The organism is Klebsiella sp. V115_8 (genome assembly GCF_029967715.1).
GTDB lineage: Bacteria > Pseudomonadota > Gammaproteobacteria > Enterobacterales > Enterobacteriaceae > Klebsiella > Klebsiella quasipneumoniae.
Genome location: NZ_JASCAR010000022.1, coordinates 63,480 through 79,657, shown reverse-complemented (window position 1 = coordinate 79,657; position 16,178 = coordinate 63,480). Strand labels below are relative to the sequence as shown.

Genomic DNA, 16,178 nt, shown 5'->3' with positions numbered 1-16,178 from the left:
GAGGAGTTGTCATGTGCGATCATCATCATGCTGCGCGACATATTTTATGTCCCCAATGTGATTTGCTGGTGGCTTTGCCGCAGCTGGAGCATCGCCAGAAAGCCGCTTGCCCGCGCTGCGGTACAACGTTAACCACCACGTGGGACGCGCCTCGCCAGCGTCCCACGGCTTACGCGTTGGTCGCGCTGTTTATGCTGCTGTTGGCCAACCTGTTTCCATTTATCTACATGAAAGTGGGCGGGATCAGCAGCGAAATAGAGCTGTTGGAAATTCCCAATGTGTTATTTACCGAGGATTACGCCAGCCTCGGCACCTTCTTTTTACTCTTTGTGCAACTGGTACCGGCCTTTTGCCTGGCCACCATTCTGCTGTTGGTCAATCGGGTCAGGATGCCCGCTGGCCTGAAAGCGTTTCTGGCGCGAATTCTGTTTCACCTGAAGACGTGGGGCATGGCGGAGATCTTTCTTGCCGGCGTGCTGGTGAGCTTCGTTAAGCTGATGGCCTATGGCGATATCGGTATCGGTCTGAGCTTTGTTCCGTGGTGCATGTTTTGTCTGCTGCAGTTACGCACTTTCCAGTGCGTCGACCGCCGCTGGCTGTGGGATGATATTGCCCCCATGCCAGCCATTAGCCAACCGCTGAAGGTCGGAGTGGCCGGCATCCGCCAGGGGCTGCGCTCCTGCGCCTGCTGCACGGCGGTGTTACCGGTCGACCAGACGGTCTGCCCGCGCTGTCATAGTAAAGGAACGGCGCGGCGTAAAAACAGCCTGCAGTGGACGCTGGCCCTGCTGGTGACCTCATTTATCCTCTATCTCCCCGCCAATATTATGCCGATCATGATCACCGATCTGCTGGGCGATAAAATGCCGTCAACCATCATGGCCGGGGTAATTTTACTGTGGAGCGAGGGGTCTTATCCGGTGGCGCTGGTGATTTTTATCGCCAGTATTATGGTGCCGACGCTAAAGATGATCGCTATCGCCTGGCTGTGCTGGAATGCCAATGGCAACGGTGCGCGTGATTCGGAACGCATGCATCTGATCTATGAAGTGGTGGAATTTGTTGGCCGCTGGTCAATGATTGATGTTTTTGTCATCGCCGTACTCTCTGCGCTGGTGCGCATGGGAGGGTTGATGAATATCTATCCCGCCATCGGCGCGGTTATGTTTGCGCTGGTGGTGGTGATGACCATGTTTTCAGCCATGACGTTTGATCCCCGTTTACTGTGGGATCGTGAGCCAGATTCAAGCCATGAGGAAAGACAACAACATGGAAAATAAGAGCGGAGAAGCGAAAGTGCAGAAGGTGAAGAACTGGTCACCGGTGTGGATCTTCCCTATCGTCACTGCGCTGATTGGGGCGTGGATCCTGTTTTATCATTACAGCCATCAGGGACCTGAGGTCACGCTGATCACCACGAATGCGGAGGGGATTGAAGGGGGAAAAACCCGTATCAAGAGCCGTAGCGTGGACGTTGGGGTGGTGGAGAGCGCCACGCTGACCGACGATTTAACCCACGTGGAAATCAAAGCCCGCCTCAATTCCGGGATGCAGAAATTACTGCACAACGATTCCGTCTTCTGGGTGGTGAAACCGCAGGTAGGGCGCGAGGGGATCAGTGGCCTGGGAACATTATTGTCCGGGGCCTATATTGAACTGCAGCCGGGGTCGAAAGGTACGGTGCCGGAGCAGTATCCGCTGCTTGATTCTCCGCCGCTGGCCTCGCCGGACGCCAAGGGGATCCGTATTCTGCTGGAGAGCAGCAAGGCGGGCCAGCTGTCGCCCGGCGATCCGGTGCTGTTCCGCGGCTATCGCGTGGGGTCGGTGGAAACCAGCACCTTCGACACCCAGAAACGTCGTATCACTTATCAGTTGTTCATCAATGCGCCCAATGACCGCCTGGTGACCACCAATGTCCGCTTCTGGAAGGACAGTGGGATCGCTGTCGATTTGACCTCGGCGGGGATGCGCGTCGAGATGGGCTCGCTGTCGACGCTGTTTGGCGGCGGCGTGAGCTTCGATATTCCGGAAGGACTGGATCTCGGCGAGCCGGTGGCGAATAAAACGGAATACCATCTGTTTGACGATCAGAAGAGCATCCAGGATTCGGTCTTTACCGAACATATTGACTATGTGATGTTCTTCAAAGACTCAGTTCGCGGCCTGCAGCCCGGCGCGCCGGTGGAGTTCCGCGGCATCCGTCTGGGAACCGTCGGCAAAGTGCCATTCTTCATCCCCGGTCTGAAGCAGCGTTTGAACGACGACTATCGCATTCCGGTGGAAGTGCGGGTTGAACCGCAACGTCTGATTAACCAGCTGGGCGGCGATCCGAATATTCGCGCCCACATTGACGATCTGATCAACCGCGGACTGCGCGGCTCGCTGAAAACCGGCAATCTGGTGACCGGCGCGCTGTATATCGATCTCGACTTCTATCCGAAGGCGCCGCCGCGCGGGAAAATGCAGGAGTTTAACGGCTATCCGATTATCCCGACCATCAGCGGTGGTCTGGCGCAGATCCAGCAGCGTCTGATGGATGCGCTGGATAAGATTAATAACCTGCCGCTCAATCCGTTGCTGGAGCAGGCGACGAGCACCCTGGCGCAGAGCGAGAAGACCATGCAGCACGTGCAGACCACGCTGGATAGTCTGAATAAGATCACCTCCAGCCAGTCGATGCAGCAGTTGCCTGCCGATATGCAGACGACGCTGCGCGAGCTGAACCGCAGCATGCAGGGCTTCCAGCCGGGCTCCGCGGCCTACAATAAGATGGTGGCCGATATGCAGCGTCTGGATCAGGTGCTGCGCGAGCTGCAGCCGGTCCTGAAAACGCTCAATGATAAGAGCAATGCGCTGGTATTTGAGGCGAAGGATAAAAAAGACCCACAGCCGAAGGGAGCGAAATAATGAAAAAATGGTTACTCGCGGCAACCGTATGCGTGCTGACGGCATGCAGTAGCGGCGGCGAAAGCAAAACGTATTACCAGCTGCCGGTGGCGCAGGGCGGCGCACAGCGCGCCGCCAGCCAGGGGGCACGTCTGCTGTGGGTTGAGCAGGTCAGCATCCCGGATTATCTGGCGGGTAACGGGGTGGTCTACCAGACCACCGACGTACAGTATGTGATCGCCAATAATAATCTGTGGGCCAGCCCGCTGGACCAGCAGCTGCGCACTACGCTGGTGGCGAACCTGAGCCAACAGCTGCCGGGCTGGGTAGTGTCATCCCAGCCGCTGGGTAGCGAACAGGATACGCTCAACGTCGCGGTCAACGGCTTTCACGGACGCTACGACGGGCGGGTTATCGTCAGCGGTGAGTGGCTGCTGAAGCATCAGGGGCAGCTGATCAAGCGCCCGTTTAACATCGTGCTTAAGCAGGATCAGGATGGATATGATGCGATGGTCAAGACCCTGGCGCAGGCGTGGAGCCAGGAGGCGGCAGCCATTGCCAGCGAGCTTAACCGTCTGCCATAAGTAAAATTCATCACGCTGATCTGCCGCGCGGTTCATCTGAGCCGCGCGGCTTTTTTTTGTCAGGTCAGTTCGTTACCGGCCGGTGTGCCAGGTGAACAAAAAATGAACTCTTATATAGGTCACAAATATGACAATGGCGTGAATTTTGCGCATTGACGTCGCCTTCATTTCGCGGTATTCGTAACCCGTGGCTGCACAATTTGCGACCACTGTTTTCTTTTCCACCAGATCAAAGAATGAGGGAAACGAGGCATGAAGAGACAAAAACGAGATCGCCTGGAACGGGCACATCAACGCGGATATCAGGCGGGTATCGCAGGAAGATCGAAAGAAATGTGTCCATACCAGAGCTTGAATCAACGCTCATGGTGGCTGGGAGGCTGGCGAGAAGCCATGGAGGACAGGGTACTAACGGCCTGACACTGTCTCTTTAAAAAAGAAGCCTCCGCATAGCGGGGGCTTCGCCTTTTAATCGCTGCTGAACGTTATCAGAAAGCGGAAGTATCCTGGAACAGACCCACTTTCAGATCGCTTGCGGTGTAGATCAGACGATCGTCAACCAGCACTTCTCCATCCGCAAGGCCCATAATCAGACGACGGTTAACGATGCGCTTGAAGTGGATGCGGTAGGTCACTTTTTTCGCGGTCGGCAGAACCTGGCCCGTGAATTTCACTTCGCCAACGCCCAGCGCACGGCCTTTGCCTTCGCCGCCGAGCCAGCCGAGATAGAAACCTACCAGCTGCCACATGGCATCCAGGCCCAGGCAGCCCGGCATCACCGGATCGCCGATAAAGTGGCAACCGAAGAACCACAGGTCCGGGTTGATGTCGAGTTCGGCCTCAACATAACCTTTGTCGTAGTTACCACCGGTTTCGGTCATTTTGATGACGCGGTCCATCATCAGCATGTTTGGCGCCGGCAACTGCGGGCCTTTCGCGCCGAACAGTTCACCACGACCAGAGGCAAGAAGATCTTCTTTTGTATAGGATTCGCGTTTATCTACCATGTTTTCAGTAAGCCTTATTTTAAGTTCGGGACGCAGGATAGCTAACACGTGTAAGCTGAACAAGTCCGATCAGTTAGAACTTGTCCCACCTAACCAGCGTAGCGGCCACGGAAAACGATGGCGAGTCTCCTGCTGGGTCGCCTGCGCTATCCGCTCCTGAATGGTTTGTCGCAGCGTCTGTCCTTCACCGTCCCACATCAGCTGGGTCAACATCGGCAGCGCTTCGGTAATATCGTCTATTGCCCAGATAGCAAACTGATTGTCGGCAACGGCCTGACGCAGCTCGTGGGTCAGACTAAGGTGGCGAACGTTGGCGGCAGGGATAATCACGCCCTGTTTTCCGGTGAGGCCGCGCTGCTGACAGATTGTGAAGAAACCTTCAATTTTTTCATTCAGTCCGCCGACCGGCTGCACACGACCAAACTGGTCGACGGAGCCGGTGATCGCGATGCTCTGATTAATCGGCACGTTGGCCAGCGCGCTGATTAAGGCGCAGAGTTCCGCCATGGAGGCGCTGTCGCCATCCACTTCACTGTAGGACTGTTCAAAGGTCAGCGAAGCGGAGAAGGGGAGTTGTTGCTCCAGCTCCAGCTCGGACATCAGAAAAGCCTGCATGATCATCATGCCTTTCGCATGGATGTTGCCGCCCAGCTCGGCTTTGCGTTCGACGTCGATAAACTCGCCGTCGCCAATGTGCACGACGCAGCTGATGCGCGAAGGTTCGCCGAAGGCGCGTGGATGACCGGGGAATTCAATGACTGAGAGGGCGTTGATCTGCCCGACGCATTCGCCTTCGGTTTCAATCAGGATCTGTTCCTGCAGGATTTCATCCTGCATACGCTCCGCCAGGTAGCCTTCACGCCACTCCCGGCGCGCCAGCATCGTCTGCATCGCTTCGCCGGTAATCTCTTCGCCTTCGCAGAAGGCGGCAGACTCACGCAGCTGGCGGGCTATCCATAACGGGCTGAGTGGCAGGGTCTCCTGGTCGCCGGTGTAGCGCGTCCCTTCATCGATCAGCAGTGGCCAGGCATCGCTCGCCGGGCCCGGTAGATCCAGCTGCTGCGCATTCTGCCATACCCACTGGCACCAGGCCTTCAGTGTATCGGCGTCCGCAAACTGCAGGGTGTCTTCATACTCGCTATAGATAGCCTGGGCAGAGAGCTCTGGCTCCATTTCCTGGAAATCGGCCAGCGATTCGCGTTCGCCCACCAGCATGACTTTCAGGCTCAGCGGCATGGAAGGGATGCTGACCGGCAGCGGCCGTGATTCATCAATGGAGAGCCAGTCAAAGCGCTGACGGGTCACCATATTTTTCAGGCGCATCCACAGCAACGGTTGCGCCAGTAATGCGCGTAGTGAGAGCACCAGCACGCCGCCGTTGGCCTGATGGACCAGGCCAGGCTGGAGTGTGATTTCACCATTAAACTGGCGTACGCAGCCAAACAGCTGTTCCGCCTCCAGCCAATCGGCCGCCACGACCGGAGCGGTACTGGCAAAATTATCTTCAGCGCGTTGCGCCGGCGTGAGCGTCACGTGAGCGCCGTTAACCTCATAGCGAACTCCGTGAAGCGGTGCGGCAGGCTCGTGCAGCGTGCGAGTTTCAGCCGCCAGCCATTGCAGATATTCCGGCTCCTCAGGGGCTTTCACCAACATGAAGGAGGAGACTGCCGGGGTGTACAGCAGTTGCTCAAGCGCATAGAACAACCGCGGCTGCAGATCGCCCGAGAGGGAGGGGGCCGGATGAGAGAGTTCAGCTTGAGCAAACAGCGCCTGGTAAGGTTCCAGATCAGGCGCAAGGTCGGTTCGGGTCAGTTTCGTAATGGTCAAAGTCGCTGTTTTTTAGTTAGATGTAAAGCGCGCAATTATACCTGATGCCGCGTCTGAGCACACGGAGGATTATGGCTACCCCGATGATTACCCGGCCATCCACATCACGAATAATGATTTATATTCAGCACATCAGGAAAAAACTGATATCCTGAAATGAGTTACACGGTCACATTGAGATCGCAATGAAATATCAACAACTGGAAAATCTTGAAAGCGGCTGGAAATGGAAATATCTGGTAAAGAAGCACCGGGAAGGTGAGCTGATTACCCGCTACATTGAGGCCAGCGCTGCGCAAGCTGCGGTAGATGACTTGCTGACGCTCGAGAATGAACCTGTGCTGGTGCATGCCTGGATTGAGCAGCATATGAATCCGGCGCTGATGAACCGCATGAAACAGACCATCCGTGCGCGACGGAAACGCCATTTTAACGCCGAGCATCAGCATACGCGTAAGAAGTCGATCGACCTTGAGTTTGTCGTCTGGCAGCGCCTTGCCGGTCTGGCGCAGAGGCGAGGGAAAACCTTGTCCGAAACCATCGTCCAGCTGATTGAGGATGCTGAGCATAAAGAGAAGTATGCCAGCAAAATGTCGAGCCTGAAGCACGATCTGCAGGTACTGTTAGGTAAGGAGTAGCGGGCTGCCCGTTCAGTGGTGACTAAGGCGCAGGTCGCGCCACACAGGCTGCCATCCGCCTCTAACGGCCATAAGTCTTTAGCCGCTAAAGCGAGCGAGAAGACATAAAAAAACCCGCCGAAGCGGGTTTTTTCATCAGTTATAACTTAAGCCGCAGGCTGAGTTACAACTTCTTTGTAGCCTTTAACTTCGATCTCTACACGACGATCCGGAGCCAGGCAGTCGATCAGGGCAGCGCGAGCTTTCACGTTGTCACAGGTGTTGCCAGTAACCGGGTTGGATTCACCCATGCCGCGAGCGGAGATTTTGCCAGCCGGGATGCCTTTAGCAACCAGGTAGTCAACAACGGACTGAGCACGTTTCTCAGACAGCTGCTGGTTGTAAGCTTCGGAACCGATGCGGTCGGTGTAGCCCAGAACAACAGCGGAACCGTCTTTCGGATCCATGTTGCTCAGCTGGGTGTACAGCTGATCCAGAGCCTGCTGACCTTCCGGTTTCAGGGTTGCTTTGTTGAAGTTGAACAGTACGTCAGACTTCAGGGTGAAGTGCTTGGTCGCCACTTCCGGAGCCGGAGCCGGAGCCGGAGCTACAACCGGTGCAGCATCTTCCTGACCGAAACGGTAGGAAACGCCCAGGCTCAGCATGCCGTTATCAGGACGGGTACCCACAGTGCCCGCGTCGCCGATGTTGTTAACCCACTGGTATTCCAGACGGGTAGCGATGTCACGAGTAACAGCCCACTCTACGCCGCCAGCAAATACTGGGGAAACGCCAGTGTCGTGTTCGCTACGGGAAACGCCGTTAGAAGCGTAGTTGCCTTTGGAGTCAGCGCGCCAAACCATGCCGCCCAGACGGGTGTAGATGTCCAGATCGTCAGTGATCGGGTAACCCAGTTTAGCGGTCAGCTGAACGCCCTGAGCTTTGAAAGCACCGTTGTCAACGCTGCCTTTATATGCCATACGGCCCAGCCAGTCGTAACCCATTTCGAAACCGAGGTACGGGTTAACCTGGTAACCACCGAACGCACCAGCACCGAGCTGATCGTTACGGGTCGGACCATTGTTGCCCTGGAAACCGTTACCGTAGAAACCGGTGTCGTGATACTGGGACCAACCCAGTTTACCACCTGCATACCAGGTGTTATCTTTCGGAGCGGCCTGCGCTACGGTAGCGAAGCCAGCCAGTGCCACTGCAATCGCGATAGCTGTCTTTTTCATTTTTTGCGCCTCATTATCATCCAAAATTCGCCATGAAGTTACAAAAGACCTCACGGTTAAATCCTTCACCGGGGGCGTGACTTGTTGTTAACTATGCTGATACATGCAGCGTAAGCCGATCACCCCTGGCGATGTAAAGTCTACAACTTAGTTCGAAACTTACAAGTGTGAACTCTGTCAGGCATATGAAAAAAAAGGGTTGTGTACACAATATTTAACAAATATGGTTGATTTTCGTACACGAAAAAAAGGCACAAATGCCCGTGTGGCAGGCATTCCGCGAAAAAGACCTTAAAAAACGCTGTGCCGTTACTACCGGTAAAAAAAATTCCAGGAATAATCCTAATTTCACTCAATGATACAAATTTGAGTGAATTTTTAGCCCGCTGAGTTGTCTGCCGAGCGTGCCCTGATTTCGGACCGGGCGCATGATGAATCCCATCGCGCAGCCTTCCTGGGCTGCATGCACCAGACGCTCATGTTCGTCAGCGGTTAACTCCTCCGCCAGCCAGCAGATAACCACACTATAGTTACCGGTACGCAGGGCGCGGATCATCGAGTCTAAAGTGTGACTGGGGGAGAGCTGGCTAATTTGCATGACCTTAGACAGCGGCAGACCGGCGGACTGAACCCACTCGCGGCTAAGCTTTTGCTGCGGCGTAAGCCACAGCTGCCAGCGAGACTGTTGACCCAACTGCTGTAATAAAGGTAGCAACAACAACTGTGTCATCATGGGTTGATCTTCACGATAGACAATTTCACTGATCAGCCCATTGGCGGCCTGTTCGCCAGAACGATGAGCGTAGTGGGCTGCCGGAGCAGAGGCCTGTGCTGAACGGTTTGCATGAGCTGAAGTAAACATAGTCTATCCCGCCTGTAGTTACTGTATGCATATACAGTATATCCGCCAGGGGAAAAGATCAACCGCAATTTGTCATTTTGCTGGTGGAAATTTAATCGCTTTCAGCCATCCTGACGGTACAGGTTTGCGGCTACTCGCAACACCATCCTTAACACCGGCTAATCCTTTTTCTCCTGTCTGCCAGTTGCAGCAACAGCTGCAATTTTCTGAAAGCGTCTCGCAAAACCGCATTCTGGTGGAAAAGCAGGCAAAAATCATCTTGCTGCTGTCAGGGAAGTCCCTTATGTTTTCCCTTAGCGGATCCGTTAACAACTTAAGTTTAATTACATGATTCACAAAGGAATGATCATGAGAAAACTCGTATGTCCGCGGCTCCCGCAATTTCAGGCCTGCGTCAGTCCGCTGGGTCAACTTCACTCTCGCCCCCTGTTTGGCGGCTACAGCCTGGCTATCGAAGATACCGTGTTTGCGATGGTGGCAGAGGGGAATATTTATCTAAAGGCCTGCGAGCAGAGCGCTGCCTATCGGGTAGAACACCATAATCCTTTATTGATGCTGCGCCGACACGGGCGCATCGTGCCGCTAAAGTATTATCAAATCGACGATGCCTTGTGGCGCGATGAGAAACAGCTTTTCCGCTTGTCGCTGATGTCGTGGCAGAGCGCCCAGCGTGAAAAATATCGCCGCCGGTCGTCGGGACGCCTGAAGGATTTACCCAATATCAGTTTTCATATGGAATTGCAGCTGATTCACTCGGGCATACCAGACGTGTTAGCACTACGGGAGGTGGGCGCCCGCCAGGCCTGGCTAAAGCTGCGCGAGAATAATGCTTCCCTATCGCACAACGTCTTGCTGGCGCTGGAGGGGGCTATCGTTGGCGTTCATGCCGCCGCGCTCCCGACGCCACGGCGTCAGGAGCTTCTGGAATGGGCGTCTGCGCGCTAATGGACAACGGTTATTCCGTTTGAGCGTGTACCCGCTGCTGCAGGCGGCAGATTTCAGGCAACAGCGCCAGCAGCAGGCCAATCTGCTGTAACACCAGGGGCTCTTTACTGTCCGCGCGAGGCTCCAGATGGTGGATCCGGCTTTGCAGGCTGGTCAACGCCTTCTGCACCCGCTGTTCATCCGCTGGGGTATGATGCAGGGCATCATCGACATAGCAGACCGCATCATCGAGCAGGGCGAGGATGTCCGGCGTGGACAGTTTTTCCCGATGCGCGCCGAGAGCGGAAATGTAGCTGGTGAAGGTATGATTGAGACACAGCAGGCGAAAGGCGGTCTCACGCTGGGCGGCATCCGCCCGTGGTTCCGTCGACAAGTTCGAGACGACGGAAGCCAGCTCAGCATCGCGGTTGTAGGCGTCACGGCGTGCGACACGGTAGGCCAGCCGGTTGTCGCGGCCCTGGTGGTACTGCTCCAGGATGGCATCCAGATAACGGCAGTTCGCGTTTAGCGCCCGGTCCAGCGCCCGCGGCAGGTTGCGGAATTTCCAGTCCGGCCAGATGAAGCTGACCGCCGCCCAGGCGATGGCGCAGCCGATCAGCGTATCAATGATGCGCGGCAGCGCGACTTCAAAACCTTCGCCAAGCAGGTTAAAGCACAGCAGCACCAGCAGCGTAATAAACATGGTGGCATGGGCGTACTGCACGTTACGAAAGGCGAAGAACAGCACGCCGGTGAGGACGATCAGCAGCAGCTGCCCTTCAACCGACGGTACCAGCAGGAGGACCGGCAGGCCGATCGCCACTCCGACCAGCGTGCCGATGATCCGCAACGCCAGGCGATGGCGGGTGGCGTTATAGTTCGGCTGACAGACGAACAAACTGGTCAGCAGGATCCAGTAGCCGTGCTGAAGACCGGTAAACTGGATGAAGGCATAGCCGGCGCAGAGCACCAGCGACATACGCACCGCGTGGCGAAAGAGGGCTGACTCTGGCGACATATTGCGCTGCAGGCGCAGCCAGATATCGTTCAGTCCGCCGAGCCTGTCGTCGGCCAGCAGCGTCTCTGTATTACTCCCGGTGGGCGCGGTGGTTTGCACCGATTCAATCGTGGCCAGCTGAGCATCAATGGCGCGCAGGTTATTGAGTAAATAGCCAAGGGCGTTGAGCTGCTCATCGGATGCGCCGCTGGCGCGTACGCGCTCAAGTGCCGCATCGAGATGCATAAACGCCCGTTCGAAATGGGCATCATGCTGATAGGGTTCGCGCAGTAGAATCGCCCGCGAGAGTTTCTGGCAGGCCTGCGCCTGCATCGAAAGCATGCGCTGGAAACGGAACATCACATCGCTGTAGCGGAACTGGTCGCGCAGGGTCTGGTACTGAATATGCGATGAGCTGGCGCGTTCATGAATATCCTGGGCCACAAAGTAATACTGCAGCGTACGACGAGTACCACGCTGTCCCCGGTCGCCTCGTAGTCGGGTCAACAGTGAGACCTTGGTTTGGTTAAGGGTCGCCACCAGTTGGCCGTTGGCGAGGGCCAGATCGTACAGCGGCGCCTGGCTCTCATCCTCAAGGTCTGGATCAAACAGCCGGGATTTGAGCTCCAGATAGCGGGCCAGTTGCTCATAGCTACGCGCCAGGTTGTCCTGCAGTGGACGAATTGGAAAAATCAGATGGCCGGACAACGTCAGCAGGTTGTACCACACGGCTCCCGCCAGCAGGAACAACGGCTGTAGATACCAGTGATCGTACAGCGTGACGCCGAGCATGGTGTAGATGGCGATAAGCAGGGCGCCGAAGGCAATGGTCGCATAGCGCTGTCCGAGGCCGCCAAGCAAAATAAAGCCGATGGTAGACACGGTCAGACCAAGGGCAAACAGCGGCGGCCACGGAAACAGCAGCTCCACGGAGGCGGAGGCGATAAAAAAGCAAACCAGAGTAATGGCGAGGTTGCGCAGACGGCCCGCCAGACGGTCATCAAGGTCGGTCAGCGCCGCGGCCACGACGCCGAGGGTGAGGGGGATGGTCAGTTTGACTTCGCCGATCCACCAGGGAAACAACGTCGTGCCGCAGAGCGCAATAAAAATGCGTACGTTATAAAGCCAGGCGCTGTTCCAGGTGTAGCGGCGTAGCAGGGGGCTAATCATGTCCGTGTTCCGTTCGGTTACTGAAAGCGACGACGCGCATTGGCTTCGCGCGCGGCGCGCGCGGTTTCCACAGAGACGACCCGGCGACCCACCGGCCAGAGGGCGATGGCGGCGATTTTAAAATTAGCGATCCCCACCGGGATGCCAATGATAGTCAGGCATTGGGCGATGCCGCTGAAAATATGCATCAGGCACAACCACCAGCCGAAAAAAATGAACCACAGAATGTTCAGGATGGTGCCGCCGGCGTTCAGCAGGCTGTTTTGGCGACCTGGCTCGAGCTCATCAACATGAATCGCCTCGTTACCATAGGGAAATAACGAAAGGCGAGTGATTTCCCAGCAGGAACGAGTCAGCGGCAGCGTGACGATCAGCATAATGCTGACCAGGGTGGCGAGCAGCCAGCCTAAAGTGGTGGCGAAACCGCCAAGGATAAAGTTCAAAATATTCAGAATGGTACGCATAAAGCCTCGGTTTTGCCCTGTGGATAATAAGACCTGACAATTGTAACGTTTTTTTGCGCTGGAGCACCTGGTCCGGGGCGGTTAAACTGAAAAACAATCCACCCTGATTGAAAATCGACATTATATGGAACTTAAAGCGACAACATTGGGCAAACGCATGGCTCAGCATCCTTATGACAGGGTGCAGTTACTGAATGCCGGGGTAAAGGTTTCCGGCGATCGTCATGAGTATCTTATCCCTTTCAATCAGTTATTGTCAGTGCATTGTAAGCGCGGTCTGGTCTGGGGCGAACTGGAGTTTGTGCTGCCGGACGATAAAGTCGTGCGTTTGCACGGTACCGAATGGAGCGAAACGCAGCGCTTTTATCACCATTTACACACGCTCTGGCAGCAGTGGAGCACGGAAATGAGCGATATCGCCGCCGGGGTGCTGAAGCAGCAGCTGACAGCTATCGAACGCACCCGGGCAGAAGGTAAGTGGCTGACGCGTCAGCAGGTGGCGGATGTTCAGGATAATATTCGCCATGCGTTAACCGGGCTGCCGATGCCCACCAGCCGGCTTGACGCCTTTGATAACTGCCGGGAGCTGTGGCGGGAATGTCAGCGCTGGTTAGGGGATATTGAAGCGGCGCGTCAGGCCCATAACCAGGCCTTTACCGAGGCGATGCTGGAACAGTATCGCGGCTTTTTTGACGGCGTAGAATCCTCCCCGCTCAATCCGTCGCAGGCGCGAGCGGTGGTGAACGGCGAGCACTCCCTGCTGGTGCTGGCGGGAGCGGGCAGTGGTAAAACCTCGGTGCTGGTGGCTCGAGCGGGCTGGCTGCTGGCGCGGGGAGAAGCGGCGGCAGAGCAAATTCTGCTGCTGGCATTTGGCCGCCAGGCGGCGCAGGAGATGGATGAGCGGATCCGCGAGCGTCTGGCATCAGACGATATTACCGCCCGCACCTTCCACTCGCTGGCGCTGCATATTATCCAGCAGGGCAGCAAAAAAGTGCCCACCATCAGTAAGCTGGAAAGCGATACTGCGGCCCGCCACGCATTGCTGCTGAAAAGCTGGCAAAAGCAGTGCCAGGAGAAAAAAGCACAGGCGAAAGGCTGGCGCCTGTGGCTGGAAGAGGAGATGGGCTGGCAACTGCCGGAGGGGGACTTCTGGCAGGATAAAAAGGTGCAGCGGCGGATGGCCAGCCGGCTTGACCGTTGGGTCAGCCTGATGCGCATGCACGGCGGCTCCCAGGCAGAGATGATCGCCGGCGCGCCGGATGCGGTACGCGATCTGTTCAGTAAACGGGTGAAGCTGATGTCGCCCCTGCTGAAAGAGTGGAAGGCGGCGCTGAAGGTGGAGAATGCAGTCGATTTTTCCGGCCTGATCCATCAGGCGGTCAATATTCTCGATAAAGGCCGCTTCGTTAGCCCGTGGAAACACATTCTGGTGGATGAATTTCAGGATATTTCGCCGCAGCGAGCCTCGCTGCTGGCCGCGTTACGCCGGCAAAATAGCCAAACCACGCTCTTTGCCGTTGGCGATGACTGGCAGGCGATTTACCGGTTCAGCGGGGCGCAGCTCTCCCTGACCACCGCGTTCAACCACTACTTTGGCGAAGGGGACTGCTGTGCGCTGGATACCACCTATCGCTTTAACGGGCGTATCGGCGAAATAGCCAATGGTTTTATCCAGCAGAATCCGCATCAGTTAAGCAAACCGCTGAACAGCCTGACCGCGGGAGATAAAAAGGCCGTCACTCTGTTAGCCGACGATAAGCTGGACGATCTTCTGGATAAATTGAGCGGTTACGTTAAGCCCGAGCAGCGGATCCTTCTGCTTGCCCGCTACCATCATCTGAAGCCCGAGGCGCTTGATAAAGCGGCGACGCGCTGGCCGCACCTCCAGCTTGATTTTATGACTATTCACGCCAGCAAAGGTCAACAGGCCGACTATGTCATTGTGCTGGGACTGCAGGAGGGAGTGGATGCGTTTCCGGCTCCAGCGCGCGAGTCGATCATAGAGGAGGCGCTCCTGCCGCAACCGGAAGATTTTCCGGATGCGGAGGAACGTCGACTGCTGTACGTGGCCATAACCCGTGCCCGTCACCGGGTGTGGCTGTTATTTAACAAGGCGCAACCGTCGCCGTTTGTCGAGATCCTGCAGGCGCTGGATGTGCCTGTGGCCAGAAAGCCGTGATCGCGGTTCGATTATTTCAGGCGCTCGGCAAGATATCGCGGATAATCCGGGATCAGAATATCGAGCGGTTCAGCGAAGTGCGGCGACTGGATAATAAAGTCAGCGGTGGAGACGTTAGTGGCGACCGGAATGTTCCAGACCGTGGCCAGACGCAGCAAGGCTTTGACATCCGGGTCGTGGGGAACGGCGTTCAGCGGATCCCAGAAGAAGATCAGCACGTCGATTTTCCCTTCTGAAATGAGGGCACCCACCTGCTGGTCGCCGCCCATCGGGCCGCTCAGCATGGCATTGACCTCCAGCCCGGTAGCCCGGGAGACCAGGTTGCCGGTAGTGCCGGTGGCGTACAAAACATGTTGCGCCAGCAGCGCCTGATGGCGAGCAACCCATTTCATCAGCATATCTTTACAGTGATCGTGAGCCACCAGCGCGATATGTTTTTGCGCAGGCAGGGTACGTGTTGTCAGTTCCATATTTTCATTCCGCATTTTGACCTGCTGACAGATTACTGAATGTGGCTGTCGCTGCAAGCATCAGGGATGAAAATTTTGCTGAATCTGCGGGTTAGCCTGGATGGCCCCCTGCTGCGGATTAGCATACACTTAGGTGAAATAGCAGGAGGAAACCATGAAAGAGAACGATATTGCCGAAATCCTGACCTCGACACGGACGATTGCGCTGGTCGGTGCCAGCGACAAACCTGACCGTCCTAGCTACCGGGTCATGAAGTATCTGCTGGATCAGGGGTATCACGTTATCCCGGTTTCGCCGAAGGTGGCAGGCAAGACGCTGTTGGGGCAGCAGGGCTATGGAACGCTTGCCGATGTTCCGGAAAAGGTCGACATGGTTGATGTCTTCCGTAATTCAGAAGCGGCATGGGGCGTGGCGCAGGAGGCGATTGCTATCGGCGCGAAAACGCTGTGGCTGCAGCTGGGGGTGATCAATGAACAGGCCGCGGTGCTGGCCCGAGAAGCCGGGTTAAACGTGGTGATGGATCGTTGTCCGGCCATTGAGCTACCGCGACTGGGATTAGCAAAATAACAAAAAACCCCGCCTGGCGGGGTTTTGTTTAATTGCGAAGGCGCGGCGCCTGCAACTGCTGACGAATTGTTTTGGCCAGCTCGTCGAGGGACGGCTGCTCCGGATGTTCGTCGCGGGGTTCGCTGCTCAGCTGCGCTTCTGCCAGATAGGTGTGGATGGGTTGGCCATCATCATCTTCCATCACTACATGGTACCAGGGGGCCGCGCGCAGTTCGTCATTGGCGGCAATTTCATCCTCTTCCGGTTCCGCGAGCGAGTACTCGGGATCGACATCGACGATGACGCCCAGGTAGCCCAAGAGCGTATGGCGGACCTGTTGGCCGATACCGAATTTGCTGGCTATCATAGGCACCTCCTGGGAAACATGAATACTCCCTATATGAGG

Annotated in this window: 17 protein-coding genes; 9 read left to right on the top strand and 8 right to left on the bottom strand. The window is 56.2% G+C overall.

Annotation, left to right across the window (positions count from 1 at the left end):
- Positions 1-11: 11 nt before the first annotated feature.
- From pqiA to rmf, 4 genes are all read left to right on the top strand, one after another.
- Positions 12-1,280 (top strand): membrane integrity-associated transporter subunit PqiA, encoded by a 1,269-nt coding sequence (gene pqiA / locus QLG03_RS06475; RefSeq protein WP_101990755.1) that lies wholly within the window; start codon positions 12-14, stop codon positions 1,278-1,280.
- Positions 1,270-2,907, top strand: a complete 1,638-nt coding sequence (pqiB, locus tag QLG03_RS06470) for an intermembrane transport protein PqiB (RefSeq protein ID WP_032455284.1) — start codon at positions 1,270-1,272, stop codon at positions 2,905-2,907. The genes pqiA and pqiB overlap by 11 nt, the downstream gene beginning before the upstream one ends.
- Entirely contained in the window at positions 2,907-3,470 is a 564-nt protein-coding gene (pqiC, locus tag QLG03_RS06465; RefSeq protein WP_032455285.1) for a membrane integrity-associated transporter subunit PqiC, read from the top strand. The genes pqiB and pqiC overlap by 1 nt, the downstream gene beginning before the upstream one ends.
- Before the next feature lie 252 nt (positions 3,471-3,722).
- Positions 3,723-3,890: a ribosome modulation factor gene (gene rmf, locus QLG03_RS06460; RefSeq protein WP_002898396.1), complete on the top strand. Its 168-nt coding sequence runs from the start codon at positions 3,723-3,725 to the stop codon at positions 3,888-3,890.
- Between the two features lie 68 nt (positions 3,891-3,958).
- Here the strand turns inward: rmf and fabA are convergent, their stop codons facing one another.
- Both fabA and QLG03_RS06450 read right to left on the bottom strand, forming a co-directional pair.
- Positions 3,959-4,477, bottom strand: coding sequence for a bifunctional 3-hydroxydecanoyl-ACP dehydratase/trans-2-decenoyl-ACP isomerase (gene fabA, locus QLG03_RS06455; protein ID WP_004201428.1), 519 nt, complete (start codon positions 4,475-4,477; stop codon positions 3,959-3,961).
- 69 nt (positions 4,478-4,546) lie between these two features.
- Positions 4,547-6,304 carry a Lon protease family protein gene (locus QLG03_RS06450; RefSeq protein ID WP_110238023.1) on the bottom strand — a complete coding sequence of 586 codons (1,758 nt, stop codon included), beginning with the start codon at positions 6,302-6,304 and terminating at the stop codon, positions 4,547-4,549.
- A gap of 185 nt (positions 6,305-6,489) precedes the next feature.
- Here QLG03_RS06450 and matP point away from each other — a divergent pair, with 185 nt between their 5' ends.
- Positions 6,490-6,942 carry a macrodomain Ter protein MatP gene (gene matP / locus QLG03_RS06445; protein ID WP_002898404.1) on the top strand — a complete coding sequence of 151 codons (453 nt, stop codon included), beginning with the start codon at positions 6,490-6,492 and terminating at the stop codon, positions 6,940-6,942.
- Between the two features lie 146 nt (positions 6,943-7,088).
- Here the strand turns inward: matP and ompA are convergent, their stop codons facing one another.
- Together ompA and sulA are read right to left on the bottom strand one after the other, a co-directional pair.
- The gene (gene ompA, locus QLG03_RS06440) at positions 7,089-8,159 is read right to left on the bottom strand and encodes a porin OmpA (RefSeq protein WP_023289051.1); all 1,071 of its coding nucleotides are present in this window, start codon (positions 8,157-8,159) and stop codon (positions 7,089-7,091) included.
- Positions 8,160-8,511: 352 nt separating this feature from the next.
- The gene (gene sulA, locus QLG03_RS06435) at positions 8,512-9,021 is read right to left on the bottom strand and encodes an SOS-induced cell division inhibitor SulA (RefSeq protein ID WP_023289052.1); all 510 of its coding nucleotides are present in this window, start codon (positions 9,019-9,021) and stop codon (positions 8,512-8,514) included.
- 25 nt (positions 9,022-9,046) lie between these two features.
- On the opposite strand from sulA, the gene QLG03_RS06430 reads away from it, so the two are divergent.
- Together QLG03_RS06430 and QLG03_RS06425 are read left to right on the top strand one after the other, a co-directional pair.
- Positions 9,047-9,352 (top strand): hypothetical protein, encoded by a 306-nt coding sequence (locus QLG03_RS06430; RefSeq protein ID WP_158238131.1) that lies wholly within the window; start codon positions 9,047-9,049, stop codon positions 9,350-9,352.
- Between the two features lie 17 nt (positions 9,353-9,369).
- On the top strand, positions 9,370-9,966 hold the full coding sequence (locus tag QLG03_RS06425) for a TfoX/Sxy family DNA transformation protein (RefSeq protein ID WP_023289053.1): 597 nt from the start codon (positions 9,370-9,372) through the stop codon (positions 9,964-9,966).
- A gap of 10 nt (positions 9,967-9,976) precedes the next feature.
- On the opposite strand, the gene yccS is transcribed toward QLG03_RS06425, so the two are convergent.
- Positions 9,977-12,112, bottom strand: a complete 2,136-nt coding sequence (gene yccS, locus QLG03_RS06420; protein WP_072413620.1) for a YccS family putative transporter — start codon at positions 12,110-12,112, stop codon at positions 9,977-9,979.
- A 17-nt stretch (positions 12,113-12,129) separates the two neighbouring features.
- A complete protein-coding gene (locus QLG03_RS06415; RefSeq protein ID WP_004201437.1) occupies positions 12,130-12,576 on the bottom strand; it encodes a YccF domain-containing protein in 447 nt (148 codons plus the stop codon).
- A 124-nt stretch (positions 12,577-12,700) separates the two neighbouring features.
- Here QLG03_RS06415 and helD point away from each other — a divergent pair, with 124 nt between their 5' ends.
- The gene (helD, locus tag QLG03_RS06410; protein ID WP_117135764.1) at positions 12,701-14,755 is read left to right on the top strand and encodes a DNA helicase IV; all 2,055 of its coding nucleotides are present in this window, start codon (positions 12,701-12,703) and stop codon (positions 14,753-14,755) included.
- 11 nt (positions 14,756-14,766) lie between these two features.
- Here helD and mgsA read toward each other — a convergent pair whose 3' ends face one another.
- Entirely contained in the window at positions 14,767-15,225 is a 459-nt protein-coding gene (mgsA, locus tag QLG03_RS06405; protein ID WP_023289056.1) for a methylglyoxal synthase, read from the bottom strand.
- A gap of 154 nt (positions 15,226-15,379) precedes the next feature.
- On the opposite strand from mgsA, the gene QLG03_RS06400 reads away from it, so the two are divergent.
- The gene (locus QLG03_RS06400; RefSeq protein ID WP_023289057.1) at positions 15,380-15,793 is read left to right on the top strand and encodes a CoA-binding protein; all 414 of its coding nucleotides are present in this window, start codon (positions 15,380-15,382) and stop codon (positions 15,791-15,793) included.
- 28 nt (positions 15,794-15,821) lie between these two features.
- Here QLG03_RS06400 and hspQ read toward each other — a convergent pair whose 3' ends face one another.
- Positions 15,822-16,139, bottom strand: coding sequence for a heat shock protein HspQ (gene hspQ, locus QLG03_RS06395; RefSeq protein WP_023289058.1), 318 nt, complete (start codon positions 16,137-16,139; stop codon positions 15,822-15,824).
- Positions 16,140-16,178 lie beyond the last annotated feature (39 nt).